6 protein-coding genes are annotated in these 16,343 nt (G+C 39.5%); all 6 read left to right on the top strand.

Going from position 1 to position 16,343, the window contains the following annotated elements; translation table 11 throughout:
• Positions 1-101: 101 nt before the first annotated feature.
• Positions 102-3,749: an immunoglobulin-like domain-containing protein gene (locus NMU02_RS05260; RefSeq protein WP_255026321.1), complete on the top strand. Its 3,648-nt coding sequence runs from the start codon at positions 102-104 to the stop codon at positions 3,747-3,749.
• A gap of 175 nt (positions 3,750-3,924) precedes the next feature.
• Complete coding sequence (locus NMU02_RS05255) at positions 3,925-7,113, top strand: SusC/RagA family TonB-linked outer membrane protein (protein ID WP_255026319.1); 3,189 nt, start codon at positions 3,925-3,927, stop codon at positions 7,111-7,113.
• Between the two features lie 24 nt (positions 7,114-7,137).
• Positions 7,138-9,072 carry a RagB/SusD family nutrient uptake outer membrane protein gene (locus NMU02_RS05250; RefSeq protein ID WP_255026317.1) on the top strand — a complete coding sequence of 645 codons (1,935 nt, stop codon included), beginning with the start codon at positions 7,138-7,140 and terminating at the stop codon, positions 9,070-9,072.
• 349 nt (positions 9,073-9,421) lie between these two features.
• On the top strand, positions 9,422-12,295 hold the full coding sequence (locus tag NMU02_RS05245) for a fibronectin type III domain-containing protein (protein WP_255026316.1): 2,874 nt from the start codon (positions 9,422-9,424) through the stop codon (positions 12,293-12,295).
• Positions 12,296-12,731: 436 nt separating this feature from the next.
• Entirely contained in the window at positions 12,732-14,987 is a 2,256-nt protein-coding gene (locus tag NMU02_RS05240; RefSeq protein ID WP_435522019.1) for a GH92 family glycosyl hydrolase, read from the top strand.
• 23 nt (positions 14,988-15,010) lie between these two features.
• A complete protein-coding gene (locus NMU02_RS05235) occupies positions 15,011-16,330 on the top strand; it encodes an MFS transporter (RefSeq protein WP_255026314.1) in 1,320 nt (439 codons plus the stop codon).
• Positions 16,331-16,343 lie beyond the last annotated feature (13 nt).

Here is a 16,343-nt window from a genome sequence, read left to right as displayed (position 1 = left end):
TAGATACGAATACAGGGCATCTTTATGTCCTTGTGATAGAGTAATATATATTATTAATAAGGTAATAAATCTTAAATCTGCAAATTTTAAAATCTGATATCATGAGTAAGGTTACAAAAACTTTATCCGGATCGTGTTATTATCGTTTCGGATCTGTAAAGAAGATGTTATTTATTCTTCTGTGTGCTTTTATGTCTCAACCTTTGTGGGCACAAACTGAAATTTCGACAGTCGATCAATTAAAGTCGATAATGGATAATCCGGAAGGAAGTTATAAATTGGTAGCGGATCTCTCTCTCTCCGAAGATTGGGTTCCTCTGGGAACGACAGATGATCCTTTTACAGGTACGTTCGATGGGAACGGTCATATAATAAAAGGATTGAAGTTTAGTGATGAGACTGCTAATAACGTCGGGTTCATAGGAGTAGCACAAAATGCTACGATCAAAAACGTCGGTTTTGAAGATGTATATTTTATAGGGCGCGCTGATGTAGGCGCCATTATCGGTAAGGCAACTGCTTCAACAATAGAGGGTTGTTATACAACTGGGTATATACAAGGTTATGACCATGTTGGCGGAGTTGTAGGAGGTACCTATCCGACCGATCCCGAAGGAAATGGAAAATCGATGATTTTTAATTGTTTTTCTACGGCAGAGGTAGTATCTGTATCTTATCAATGTGGAGGTATTCTCGGACTGGCGGCTGATGTTGAAATACATAATGTATATTTTGCCGGCGTATGTTCTACTCCCAATTCCAATACGGGCGGTATTGTTTCTCTTATATATAAAGCATCGGAAGTTTATGGCGACGATGCGAATATCATTTCGAATTCAGTAGTTGTATCTCCATACTTGAAAGGGGGGACAATTACACGTCGTATTTTAGCTAATCGGGGAGATAATGATAAAGGTATGCCATATAAGTTAATGAATAATTATGCATTGCAGAATATGCTGATTAACGGGGTGCAGATCGACGACGAAGAAGCGATGATAGGCTCTGATATGCCACAGGGAGAGAGCAAAACAATGGATGAGTTGAAGAGTTCAGCCTTTTATAAAAGTATATTGGGTTGGGATGAAAGTGTTTGGAGAATGAATGACGGTAATTATCCGGTATTACTTTGGCAACCTGAAGAAGCTCTTAATATCGATCGTGTGGTAGGGTTACCGACAGAACCGGGAAATGTTTCTTCAGGTACCGATATTTCGGTTACAGCATATTCTGTTATGGGACTCGATGTTACTTATACATCAGAGGATCCGGAAGTAGCAACGATAGATGCAGAAGGTAAAATTTCATGTTTAAAAGCAGGAAAAACCGTTATTAAAGCTTCTACGGCAGGTAATAGTTTGGTTATGCCGGCTTCGTCGGAGTATCATCTTAACGTAATTACGGTATCCTCTTCGATACGTACAGCTGAAGATTTGAATAATATACGTTATGATCTTGTAGGTGAATATACTCTTGAAGAAGACATCGTTTTGGATGCTCCTTGGGAACCTATCGAAGGTTTTTCGGGGATATTGAATGGTAATGGCCATATAATAAAAGGGATAACTTTTGGAGATGAGAAAAAAAGTAATGTCGGACTCTTTGGATCGACCAAAGGGGCGGTTATCAGCAAACTCGGTTTAGAGAATGCAGAGTTGATCGGTGATGTAAATGTGGGAGCTTTGGTCGGAGCGGCTGAGAATACGAAAATCACGGAATGTTATGTTGCAAATAGTTATATCGAAGGGCGAGATCATGTCGGTTCGATCATCGGAGGTATTTTACCTAACGGAGAAGGCAGTACGATCGTGCAGAATTGTTATGCGACAGCAGAAGTCACTTCTCGTTCGACACAGGCTGGAGGTATTGCCGGAACTATGGGAGACGGCATCATCGACAAATGTTTTTATTCAGGTATTGTGAAAACCCAAGCCTCGAATGCCGGCGGAATTGTTTCGTTGATCGATAACGGTGTGGAGCAAACGATTTCTAATTGTATATGCCATTCACCCTTTATGCTGGGTAGAAATGTAGGTCGTATTTTGGCTACAAAAGACAATAGGGAAGCTACATTGAATAATAATTATGCCCGTTATGATGTAATGAGGGGGGAATCTGAGAGTACGTTGCAGGGCTATGATCCTGAAGATCCGGAATCTATATCAGAAGGATTGAACGGTATAACGACAGCTCGAGAATTTGTGTATTCTTCTGAATTTTATGAGACACAGTTGAATTGGGATATGACTACGATCTGGAAGATGGCGGGTGAAGGTGTGATCTATCCTATTCTCGCATGGCAAAAAACACCTATAACCGCATCTGTTTTGAATTTACCACGAGAAAAGGTGCGTTTGGTAAAAGGGAATTCAATGAAAATAAAAGGGTACGGATCGATGGGGCAGCCTATATACTTTGAGACACCTCAGGAAAATACGATTGTAACGATGTGGCTTGAATATAATGCTTATGATGAGATTGATTTTGCCCTTTTCGGAACAATAGGTGATAATTTGCAATTTGGGACTGCTACAGTGAAATCGTCGACAGATGCTACCGAATTTATTACGGAATCGGAGACATATTTCGATATTGAAGTGATAGATGGCGAATCGTTGAAAAAAGAGATCAGTTCGGTGGAAGATTTGATGAATATAACAGAGGATATGATGGGCGATTATAAATTAACTTGTAATATCGATCTTACTTCTATCGCTTCTTGGACTCCTATAGGGAATAAGCAAAATCCTTTCAAGGGTAAATTAGACGGTAACGGTTATTCTATTATTAATTTGAAATATAATAATGCAGGTGGAAATGAAGTGGGACTTTTCGGATATACTAGCGGAGCAGTCATTAAAAATCTGGGTGTGATCGATGTTGAAATTATAGGAAATGCCGATGTGGCTGCTGTTTCCGGAGGCGCGACTGGTACTACATTCTCTCAGGTTTGGGTTACCGGAACTATTGAAGGAAACGACCATGTCGGAGGTATAGTCGGTATGACTTATACGGGAGGTGCTTCCTCAATTTCAGATTGTTACTGTCGGGCTACGATGTCAACCCGTATGGCACAGGTCGGAGGCTTAGCCGGTGTTATACAATCAACGAAAATAGAACGGTCATATTCTTCAGGTACCGTAACCGCACCTACTACCGATTGGCAGAAAAATGCAGGAGGCTTGGTCGGTCTTTCGTATGACGGGAATAATGAATTGTACGGGGTGGTTTCGCTGGCTTCTTCGGTAACTGGAGGAACGACTAATCCGTGGATCGCAAGAGGTGATGTAGCTGTAATATCTAATAGTTTATATCGTTCGGATATGGTTTTGTCAGTGGGTGACGAAAGTGTTCCCGGATATGATCAACCGAGTGAATCTGCCAAAAAGGATCTGAGCAGTTTTTATAAACAATCTACTTATGAAGCTTTAGAGTGGGATTTTTCTTCGGTATGGAAAATCGAGTCTAACGAATTTCCGACATTACAGATACAGAAAAAGATTATTTCGGGGATAGAAAATATTGATTCAGACGAAAATGAGTATGTACCTTATGTTCAAAACGGAAAATTGTTTATAACCGGTATTGGAAAAGCCGAGATTGTCGTATTCGACCTGAACGGCAGATTAATTGCCGGCTCATCCGCAATGTCAGCCGATACGGGTATACAATTGCCAACGAAAGGAATATATGTAGTACGTGTTGTTGAGAACGGAAAAACGATGACCTTTAAAGTTGTTAACTTATAAGAATAGTAGTCGGCCGGCATGTTCGGTTAAATATCATAAGAATGTGCCGGCCGCAATACTTTCATTTATATTTTCATATCGATTTAGGTGTGTTGTTGGGTAGTAATATCCTGTGAATCAGCTTTAAGGGTATGAGGATAAGGTGTCTATAATATTGAATAATTAGAATTAAAATATGATTTCCAAAAATAAGATACGGAGTCTCCGGCAGATATGCCTTGTAATAATTATTTTATGGCTCTTGCCCGTTGCGGCTTTTTCAGCGAATATACGATTGTCGGGACGTGTGACCGATGAGAAGGGCGAGATTATGATCGGAGTGAATATAAAGGAAAAAGGAACGAATAACAATACGGTTACTTCTGTAGACGGAACTTATAACATTGTTCTGGAAAGTGACCGGCCGGTATTGGTGGTTACCTATTTGGGATATAAAACGCAAGAAATACAGGTAGGACCTAAACAACAAATACTTGATATCGTACTTGAAGAAAACATTTCTGAACTAAATGAAGTAGTAGTTGTCGGTTACGGAGAACAGCGAAAAATTGCAGCTGTAGGAGCTCAGTCTCAATTAAAAGTAAAAGATCTGAAGACTCCGGCGGGTAACCTTGCATCGTCGCTTGCCGGACGATTATCGGGTGTTGTCGTAATACAGAAAAGCGGTGAACCGGGGCATGACGACTCTGATATTTGGATTCGGGGTATTTCTACATTTACCAATCAGAACCAAAGTCCGCTCATATTGGTAGATGGTGTTGAACGGTCTTTTTCGAATATCGACCCTGAAGATATCGAATCGTTTACCGTATTGAAAGATGCTTCAGCTACGGCCGTTTATGGAGTACGTGGTGCAAATGGTGTGATTATAATAAAAACGAAGCCCGGAAAACCGGGGAAACCTTCGTTTTCAATTGATTATTATGAAGGATTTACGCGTTTTTTCAAAACGGTAAGTCTGGCTAATGGAATAGATTATATGGAAGCCGCTAATGAAGCGTATGCAAATAGCAGCCCCGGAGGAGATGCCGTTAAGTATACACCTGAGTTTATAACCGCTACAAAAAAAGCGAACGGTTTTATTCCTAACGATGATCCTTCGAGGTACAACAGCTATTTATATCCGTCGGTCGATTGGATGAAGGAAGTCTTTAATGATTGGGGGCATAATCGCCGGGCCAATATAAATGTAAGGGGTGGTGTGCCGAATGCTTCATATTATGCTTCTTTGTCTTATTACAATGAGACCGGATTGACTAAGACGGATGCCTTAGCAAATTATAATGCCGATATGAGTTTTACCCGGTATAATTATACGACGAATATCAATCTGAAGGCTACTGACAAAACAGCTGTCGATATTGGTGTTTACGGTTATTTTTCTGAAGGTAATTATCCTTATGTAGGTACAACAGAGGCTTTCGTGCAGGCAATGGATGTTACTCCCGTCGATTTCCCGGTTTTATATCCCGATGGTTCCGTACCGGGAATAAGTACTAATTACGGAATGCGAAATCCTTATGGTGAGATTACTCAGCGCGGATATAAAAATGAATATCGGAATCAGGTAAATTCTAATTTACGTGTAACGCAAGATTTCGATTATTGGAAATGGAGTAAAGGTCTGAAGGCATACGCTATGATTGCTTTCGATGTAAATAATAATCAGAATATATATAATCAGAAAGAGGCGAATACCTATTATCTTTCGTCTGATGTGGGCCGCGATCCTGCCACTGGATTATGGCTGAATCCTTACGATGAAAGCGGCAACTTAAAGTTGGTACGTACCTGGGAGGCCAATCCGCCAACGTTGTCATATAGTCGTGCATTATTCGGCAACCGTAGTTTTTATTTTGAAACGGCATTGAATTATGATCGTGTTTTTGCTAAGAATCATCGGGTAGGAGCGTTATTCTTATTTAATCTGAAAACATACCGTGATGCGAATGCCGGTGATTTTATCGCCGCTATACCGTATAAGAACAGAGGTATATCGGGGCGCGTAACTTATGCTTTTCTCGACAGGTATTTTTTGGAGTTCAATGCCGGTTATAACGCTTCTGAAAATTTTTCACCGAAAAACAGGTATGGCTTTTTCCCTGCCTTCGGAGCTGGCTGGGCTGTATCTGAAGAACCTTTCTGGAAAGTGATAAAACCTTATGTCTCATTTCTGAAAGTAAGATACACAAATGGTTTGGTGGGAAGTGATGTTGCCGGAAATCGTCGTTTCGGTTATCTGACAATCGTAAAATCGGGACAAACCGGATATGCTTTCGGAAATGAAAAGAAAGTGATGGAAGGTATCGCCATAACCGATTACGGTACTGATATACGCTGGTCGGTTTCGAGAAAACAGGATTTAGGTATCGATCTCAAGTTCCTGAACGATCAGTTATCTTTTATTTTCGATTTTTATAAAGAGCATCGTACGGGGATATTTCTCGAGCGTGCGGCTGTTCCCGGGTTTGTCGGATTAAGTTCGATGCCGTGGGCCAATTTGGGTGTAGTAGACAATAAAGGTGTTGAAATATCTATGGATTATACGCAACGTTTGGCTAAGAATGTCGCAATTACGGCTCGTGCTAATCTTTCTTTAAATGAAGATAAAATTATCGAAGATGATCAGCCGACACAGCCTTATCCTTGGATGGAGAAAAGAGGGCGTAATGTATTGGCGAGATACGGTTATGTTGCGGAAGGTCTTTTTACGAGTGAGGAAGAAATAAAGCAACATGCCCGTCAGTTCGGGGAGTCAGAGCCCGGAGAAACCTCGAGAATAGGGGATATAAAATATGCCGATTTGAATAATGACGGTGCCATAGATCAGAATGATGTGACCAAGATTGGGCGAGGACGCGTTCCTAATCTGGTATATGGGTTCGGAGTAGATATACAAATCGGTAATTTTGCGATTGGGGCTTTATTTCAGGGAACTCACGGTGCCGATGTCCTTTTAAGCGGTAAAAGTATACAACCTTTTATCGGTGACGGCGGTATAGGAAATCTATATTCGAATATAACCGATCGATGGTCTGCCGATGATCCTACTAATCAGAATGTTTTTTATCCTCGTTTGGCATGGGGAGGAGGTGATGCTCATAATGTGAATAATTTTAAGCCCAGTACTTGGTGGGTAAAAGATATTAGTTATTTACGTTTCAAACAACTTTCTATTTCATATAATTTACCTCGTAAATGGATGGAAAAGATTATGATAAAAAATGCTCGTATTTATGTAATGGGAAGTAATCTGTTTACTTTTTCTCCATTTAAATTGTGGGATCCCGAGTTAAATACTTCGAACGGAGGAGCATATCCTAATATCAGTAGTTATTCTATCGGATTGAACTTTAATTTCTAATCTTAAAAAAAACATATATCATAAATGAAACGATTTAAGAAATATCTGATAATACCTTTAACTGTCATGTCGCTGGTCGCCTGTAGTGATTTTTTCGATACGATTCCGAATGACGACCTTACGTTAGAGACAACATTTAAAAGTAATACGTTGACTGAACAGTTTCTTGCAAACGTATATTCATTCGTTCCCGACGAATTTAATCAACGTATGGGGGCTAATACTTCGGGGGCGTGGACCGGTGGATCGAGTGAAGCCGAATATGTGTGGGGATTTGTAGCATCTCAGGTTTTAAATAGCGGAGGACTCGAACCCGCTCATGATTTATGCAAAAGATTTTGGGATGAATATTATAAAGGAATTTCGAGAGCCAGCATATTTATAGAAAATGTGGACAAATGTAAAGAAATGCCTCCTCTTACTCGTCAGTATCGTAAAGCCGAAGCACGGGCATTAAGAGCTATGTATTATTTTAATTTATTTAAAATATATGGTCCTGTCGTTATTTTAGGAGATAAGGTAATCTCTCCCGATGCTACATTTGGCGAAGTGCAATTGCCGCGCAACAGTGTGGAGGAATGCATTGATTTTATAGAGAAACAATTGAAAATGGCTGCTGATGATCTTCCTGTTGTAGCCGATAATAATTCATTGGGACGTATTACAAGACCTATTGCTTTAGCTGTGCGTACTCAGGTTCTGTTATATGCTGCCAGCCCTTTGTATAATGGCGGTAGCGATGTGTACGCTAATATGAAAAATCACGATGGCAAGTATTTGTTTCCCAAAGAAAAAAGTCAGAAAAAATGGGAAATAGCAAGAGATGCAATGCGGGATTTTATTAAAGAATATGTTCCTTCGGTTTATGACTTGTATCGGATCGATACCGATGGCAAAGATTACCAGCCGGGATCGGGAAAGAAAATAGATGCATATATGTCGTATCGGGAAGTTGTTCGGGGAGATAATCTGTATAATCCCGAGATTATATTTTATCGATTGTATAATGCTACATCTATTTTTCAGTATGACCTGACTCCGTTTCATAACGGTGCCCCCTCTCCGGGATATAGCGGTGGTTGCGGAAAGTCGATGACGCAAGAAATGGTCGATCTTTATTATACTAAAAACGGATTACGTATAACCGAAGATCAAGAATATATTAATGGAATATCTATGTCTCGTAAAAAGTACACCGATCCGGTTGTTCCTTCACGGGTGTTTGCTAAAGTGAATACTTTGAATCAGTGGGTTGAGCGAGAACCGCGTTTTTATGCCGATGTAACCTTTAATAATTCTGTGTGGTTAAAAACAGATCCTGAAGAAATAACGACGACATTATATTATAATGGTAATTCGGGAAAAGCCGTAGGACAGAATAACTATTCAGTTACCGGTTATTTGGTACGTAAAGGAGCTCCTTTGGGAGATTGGAGTACATCTGGAGACAGGGCATGTATTCTGATGCGTTTGGCGGAGATTTACCTTAATTATGCCGAAGCGTTGAATGAATGTGGTGATGTGGATGAAGCCATCAAATATGTTAATTATATCCGGGAACGTGCAGGTATTCCTGAATATGGAGAAGGTACAGATGCCAATGGGTTTGAGCGTATAACCATATCGAAAGATCAGGATGAATTACGTAATCGCATCAGGAGGGAACGTACGATCGAGTTGGCCTTTGAAAATCATCGTTACTTCGATGTGCGTCGTTGGTGCGTTGCCGATATGGCTACAGGTGACGATTGGGTTTATCCTGCATATCACAAAGGTGGAGAAGGCGGCGAGATGCATGGTTTGGATATAAATAATGATCCGCCTTTATTCTTTAATAATATCGTATTCGAAAAACGGGTATTTAATAAAAAACATTATTTATTCCCGATTCCGAAAGATGAACTGAGTATAAATTCTATGCTTGTACAAAATACCGGTTGGGAAATCGGGGCAAATTAGTAAGTCCGATCATTTGTTGTTTTTAATGGGGTGGCATGATAAAAATTGTGCCACCTTTATTTTAAAATGTCTTTCAAGAGTACTATTGATAGTTTTAATTTGAAAGATTTATCTTTTCCAAAATTTGATATTATAAAAAATACCGTATATTTGTTGTAGAATTCAGTTATATATGTAAGATTATGGTTTGAGAGCGTAGAAATAATCTAAAATTTTTTTAAAGTGCTTCTGTTTTCGATATCCTCATCTAATATACTGATTCTTTTTTATGATGTTAGTCCGGTAGTAAATCGGATGATTTGAGTATGTATGATAAAACCACAAATATTAACCTTTTAAATGATGCTCTATGAAATTTAATAGACATACGTATCGGAAATTCGGAGTTATAGCTCTCGGATGTCTGATGTTTCACGGGGTTGCGGATGCCGCAGCTCCGACGGGTGTAAAGGGACGGTCTTTTACGCCGAATAGTGTTAAACTTATCTGGACTGGAAGCGAAGATGCGACTGAGTATTGGGTACAACGTTCGAGCGATGGAACCACATTCCAAAGAGTCGCTATCGTGCCGGCTGGAACAGAATTTTATATCGATGAAACAGTAAGTGCTTCTGCACCATACTTATATCGTGTTGTAGGTCGTAAAGGCGGTATTTCCGAAACTTCGGATGCAGTTGGTGTCGCAACATTGAAGTTACCGAATTTGAGTGCTATTACGGCAGATGTATCTGGAAAAATCACCTCTCAATATGCCGGGTTGAATAATAATGAAAATACTTCTAAACTGATTGATGGTTCTGTAGATACGAAATATTTGTTTAATAAAAATTCGGGTTGGGTAAAATATGAGTTTCCTCAAGGTGCCGTTGTAACTCAGTATTCTATTGTATCGGGGAATGATGCTTCTGAACGTGATCCTAAAAATTGGGTTTTGGAAGGTTCAAATGATAATTCTACTTGGAGCGAATTAGATTCGAGAAATTATATTGCATTCCCGGGGCGCAAGGCAAAACTGCATTATGCTATCTCAAATACGAAGTCGTATAAATATTATCGTTTGAATATTAAAAGCAATAACGGTGGTTCGATGACGCAGATGGCGGAATTTACATTGTATGCTGATTGCGAAATTACCCGTAATGACGCGGTTCCTGCTACTCCCTCAAATTTTAAATTCTTGAGTGAAATGAGTAGTAACGGAGAAGTTCAGATTATGCCTTCGAGTAATCAAATCATTTTAACATGGAGTGATGCTTCGGATAATGAAGACTATTTTGTTATCGAACGGTCGACCGATAATGCAACATGGGATTGGTCTACCACCGTCGATCGGGATAATACTCGGTATCGCGCTGTTTGTTTGACTCCTGAAACCCATTATTATTTCCGTATTAAAGCGGTAAACGATATCGGTTCGTCTGACTGGGTTTCGACAGATGCTACGACAATGAATAACATTCCTGCGGAAACTATAAATGAAGACTGGGATGTTCATAGAGCTACTTTAAGATTACAGTATTACGATGATGACATTGCTATTTATTATGACGACGATATGGATAAGTCGATTACCTGGCCGAAAGAAGTATTCGGTGATATCTGGCGATACTGTAAAAAAGTTTATGGGGATTATAGTGACCCGCGTCTCGAAGTATATTTTCACGCCGGCAAGTATTCCGGAGGACATCCTTCTACCTGGAGTCGTGCCGACCATCATTATAAAAATATCCTTGACTTAGGTACAGGTGCCGGAACCAATGAAGCATGGCAGAGTTATGGCGGTAATAACCTCGATTTACCGGTACATGAAATAGGTCATATCATGGAAGGAGCATCGTTGCATGTACATGGTTCTCCCGAACGTGTGGTATGGGGAGATAGTAAATATGCCGAAATATTTAATTATGACGTATATGTAGGTTGTGGGCTTACTGATCAGGCCGAGCGTTGGAAAAAAATGCAGATGGAAAATAACGATAGCTCTACCCCGGCTCCCGGAATATACTGGTTCCGTGATTTCTATTATCCTATTTATTCTCAGTATGGGGGGAGTAAATTACTGGCCGATTTTTTTGTTTACATGAAGAAACTGATTCCTCAGAAAAACGGAGATTATACTCGTGATATGAATATGGGTGAATTTATTCATTGTTACAGTGCCGCTGCAGGAGTAAATCTGAAAAGTCAGGCTACCGTTGCTTTTGGTTGGAAAGATGAATGGGAATTTCAGTTGACAAAAGCTCAGGCTGAATGTCCATTCGACTATAAAGATCCAGATGGTAATGTAATGGAAGGGGGAGCCGGTTCTGCTTCGATCGATGCTAATAGTGCCGAAAACGGAGTAGAAAACCTTTTCGATAAAAATGAAAAGACTTTTTACGAGGCTACTCGGACTAGCGAAGGAGAAACATTCGATATTTTTTTTTCTTCCGTTAAACCGGTAATTCTTAGCGGATATTCCCTTACCTGTGGTAGCGGAACTCTTACTCCTCCGGCTGATTGGACATTGTCGGTTTCGGAAGATGGAGAACAATGGAAAGTAGTGGATACACAAAGTGGTCAAATTTTCAGTAAAGCATATGAGGAAAAAAGTTATGATGTTACTGTAGGTGATGCTGCTTATAATAAATTTAAATTGTCGATTTCTAAACTTCGTCTCGGTAATAAGATAACTTTATCTGAATGGGAGCTTAGAGGCACTTTGAAAAATATCCCTACGGCTCCGGTTGGCCTTAAACTGACCGAAGAAACCGACGGTCTTTTATTGCAATGGAGCGATTATTCGATTGTTAATGATGCTTATGTCGTAGAGTCTTCGACAAAGGCTGCAGAGGGTTTTGGTGAATTAGCCAAATTGAATGCAAACCAAATGAGCTATCTTGATACTAATCCTTTGGAAGAAGACGCGACTCGTTATTATCGGGTGAAAGCACTTGGAGGAGAAGCTGAGTCTGAGTACAGCGATGTGGTTTCTACTGAAATATTGGGAATCGACGGAACGGTTACCGATGATGCCGATTTCAGGAAACTGGATGAATTTCCCGGTAACAGGGTATATATTTATAATATAAACGGAAGTGTCGTTTATTCTGGATCTATGACCTATGCAAAATGGTTGCAATTTATACAGGGAGAAAGCGGATTATCCGGTATCTATTTATATCAGATTATTCTCAATTCTTCGCAAGCGCCTATGTATGGTAAAATAAAGACAATAAAATAATTTACGGTCGATACTTTTATAACGTCCTGCATATCATATGCAGGACGTTTTTTATTGTTGTTGATCTCATTTTTAATCGAAATAAATAATATGTATATATTTTATAATTATTCATGAAAAATAATAAAAATACGATGGGTTATGTAATGATGTAGTATTTTTAAATCGCATTATTATAGTAAAAACGGTTATTATTTAATAGCGAATAAATGGTATTACAATTATTTTGATTGTGATACGAACATAAAGTTTTTGACTGAAAAAGATTTCCCGATATTGATGAATTTGGTTTTAGGCATGTGCGGGAAAATTATCAATTGATTTTGGATGAATTTGATACTGGTTATTAAATTGATAACACAGTTGGGTAGTATGTTTTTTATGCCTTGGAATATAGGCCAATAATCTTTTTATGAAACACATTTTATTGAAATTGATGCCTCTTCAGGCATTATTATTAATCGCATGTAATACTACGGAAAAATACACTTCCGATTACTCTCGTTATGTAGATCCTTTTATCGGTACCGGTGGGCACGGACATACTTTCCCGGGTGCCGTAGTACCTTACGGTATGATACAGCCTAGTCCCGATACACGTATTTACCAGTGGGATGCTTGTTCGGGGTATCATTATTCCGATACTACGATAAACGGATTTTCCCATACGCATTTAAGCGGAACAGGTTGCGGAGATTACGGGGATATATTGCTGATGCCGACCGTAGGGGAGAAACACATAGATCCTGAACCGGATAATAGTCAGCAAAAGACATATGCTTCTCGGTTTTCCCATAAAAATGAAGTAGCGATTCCCGGGTATTATTCTGTTTTTTTAGATCGATACGGAGTAAAGGCTGAAATTACCTCTTCGAAACGCTCGGCTATCCATCGATATACGTTTCCAAAGAGTGATAATTCGGGCTTCATTGTCGATCTTGATTATAGTCTTCAGGGACAGAAAAATGAAGATATGGAGATCGAAGTTATTAGCGATACAGAAATTCAAGGGCATAAAAAGACTGCTTATTGGGCTTTCGACCAATATATAAATTTTTATGCAAAGTTTTCGAAACCGTTTACTTTTGAGGTCTTTAATGATTCGGTATATGTTCCCGGAAAAGATAAAAAGGAAGCGCGCTCGAAAGTTTTATTGAGTTTTACGACGAAAAATTCAGAAGAAGTTTTGGTGAAAATCGGTATATCTGCTGTAGATTGTGAGGGAGCCCGAAAGAATGTGGAAACGGAAATCCCCGGTTGGGATTTCGACAAAGTGAGGGCCGATGCTAAAAAAGAATGGAATAATTACCTTTCTAAAATAGAAGTTTCTACACAAGACAGTGTGCAAAAGACTATATTTTATACCTCTATGTATCATGCAGCTATAGCTCCGAATCTCTTTACCGATGTAGATGGCCGTTATTTAGGGATGGATTTGAAAATACATAAAACGTTACCCGAAGAACCGGTTTATACGGTTTTCTCTCTGTGGGATACTTTCAGAGCTTTACATCCTTTACTGACAATTATAGACCCGGCAAGGAATGAAGCATTTATTCGCTCGCTGATCAAAAAGTCGGAAGAAGGCGGTATTTACCCCATGTGGGATTTGGCCTCGAATTATACCGGAACGATGATCGGCTATCATGCTGCATCGCTCATTTTGGATTCGTATATGAAAGGATATCGTGATTTTGATGTGTATAAAGCATATCAGGCGTGTTTGCGTGCTGCTGTTTATGACACGGCGGGTATTCATTGTCCTAAGCCGGTCTTGCCTTTTCTTATGCCTAAGGCAAAATATTATAAAAACAAACAGGGGTATATTCCTTGTAATCTCGAGGATGAGTCGGTTGCTAAAGGTTTGGAATATGCATATGATGATTGGTGTATCGCTCAGTTAGCCGGTCAGTTGGGAGATAGTACTAATTATAAAAAATACGATGAATTCTCTAAAGCGTATAAAAAATATTTCGATCCTTCTACTCGGTTTATGAGAGGATTAGACGATAAGGGCAAATGGCGTACACCTTTCAATCCCCGATCGTCGAATCATCGTAACGACGATTATTGTGAAGGTACTGCTTGGCAATGGACCTGGTTTGTTCCACAGGATATTCCCGGGTTGGTAAAACTCATGGGAGGACGTGATGCATTTATCGGAAAACTCGATTCATTATTTATGGTCAGCTCCGAGATCGACGGGAATTTGGTATCAGCCGATATATCGGGACTGATAGGTCAGTATGCGCATGGGAATGAACCGAGTCATCATATAATACACTTGTATAATTATGTAGGTTATCCATGGAAAACTCAGCAATTGGTGGATAGTGTTTTTGTAAGTCAGTATTCGGCAAAACCCGATGGGCTGTCAGGAAATGAAGACTGTGGGCAGATGTCGGCTTGGTTTATTCTTAATTCTATCGGTTTTTATCAGGTTTGTCCGGGTGATCCTACTTATTCGATTGGCCGCCCTCTGTTCGATGAGGTGAAAATACATTTACCCGGAGGCAAAATCTTTACGGTAAGGACACATAATAATTCGGCGAAAAATAAATATGTACAGCAGGCTTTTTTGAACGGGGCCGAGCTGGATATTCCCTTCTTTAGCCATCGTGATATAGAAAACGGAGGAACTCTGGTTTTGGAGATGGGAGATAAACCCTCGGAATGGGGAACGGATAAATAAAATTTGATCAATCGTTATTTTTCATGAAATTGAATAAATTGAAACGAAACCCTGTAAGTTGGGTTCCTTCTTCGTATTTTGCAATGGGGTTGCCGTTTGTTATACTAAATATGGTGACGGTACTTATGTTTAAAGGGCTCGGTACCTCCGATGCGCAAATTACATTTTGGACTTCTTTAATTATACTGCCCTGGACATTGAAACCCTTGTGGAGTCCTTTCCTTGAAATGTATAAAACAAAAAAATTCTTTGTCGTTATCACTCAAGTTATAACAGGCGTTGTATTTGGTCTGGTCGCACTTTCATTGCATCTTCCTCATTATTTTGCTGTTTCTATTGTATTATTGGCAGTAATAGCGTTTAGTGGAGCGACTCATGATATTGCGTGCGATGGCGTGTATATGAATGAGCTGTCGAAATCGCAACAGGCTAAATATATCGGCTGGCAAGGTGCTTTTTACAATATTGCGAAGATTGTGGGTACGGGTTTTTTAGTGTATTTGGCCGGTTTTCTGATAAATCATTATGGAGGAGGGGCAGATTCTTCTGCGACAGCAAATCATGACGCGAACGTTAAGGCATGGATGATAATAATGATGATAATCGGAGCGACGATGATATTACTCGGTTTGTACCATATCAAAATGTTGCCTTCAGGAGGAGGAACTCATCAGAGGACCCAAACGGTAATAGAGACACTGGCGGCTTTATGGAAAGTGATAAAAGAGTTCTTTAGAAAAAAACATATTATCTATTATGTTTTTTTTATTATCCTCTACCGTTTTGCCGAAGGTTTTGTCATGAAGGTTGTGCCTTTATTTTTAAAAGCGTCACGGGGAGAGGGCGGATTAGGATTAACCGAACAACAGATCGGCTTATATTACGGTACGTTTGGAGCTGCGGCATTTGTATTGGGATCGCTTTTGGCAGGCTATTATATTTCCCATTTCGGATTAAAGAAAACATTATTTTCTCTGTGTTGTGTTTTTAATTTTCCATTTATGGTTTATACTTTCTTCGCAATGTTTCAGCCTTCTTCCGAATGGATTATCGGAAGCGGCATAGTTTTCGAATATTTCGGGTATGGTTTCGGGTTTGTTGGTCTTACATTATTTATGATGCAGCAAATCGCTCCCGGAAAACACCAGATGGCTCATTACGCATTTGCATCGGGGATAATGAACCTCGGGGTTATGTTGCCGGGAATGGCCAGCGGGTATATAAGTGATCTTTTGGGGTATAAGATATTTTTCATCTTTGTATTGGTTGCGACTATACCATCTTTTCTAATAACCTATTTTGTCCCTTTTACTTACGATGAGATTACTAAAAAAAATGCATGAAATAACATTATAA

The sequence above is a fragment of the Coprobacter tertius genome (assembly GCF_024330105.1).
GTDB lineage: Bacteria > Bacteroidota > Bacteroidia > Bacteroidales > Coprobacteraceae > Coprobacter > Coprobacter tertius.
This window is presented reverse-complemented; position numbering and strand designations above follow the sequence as displayed.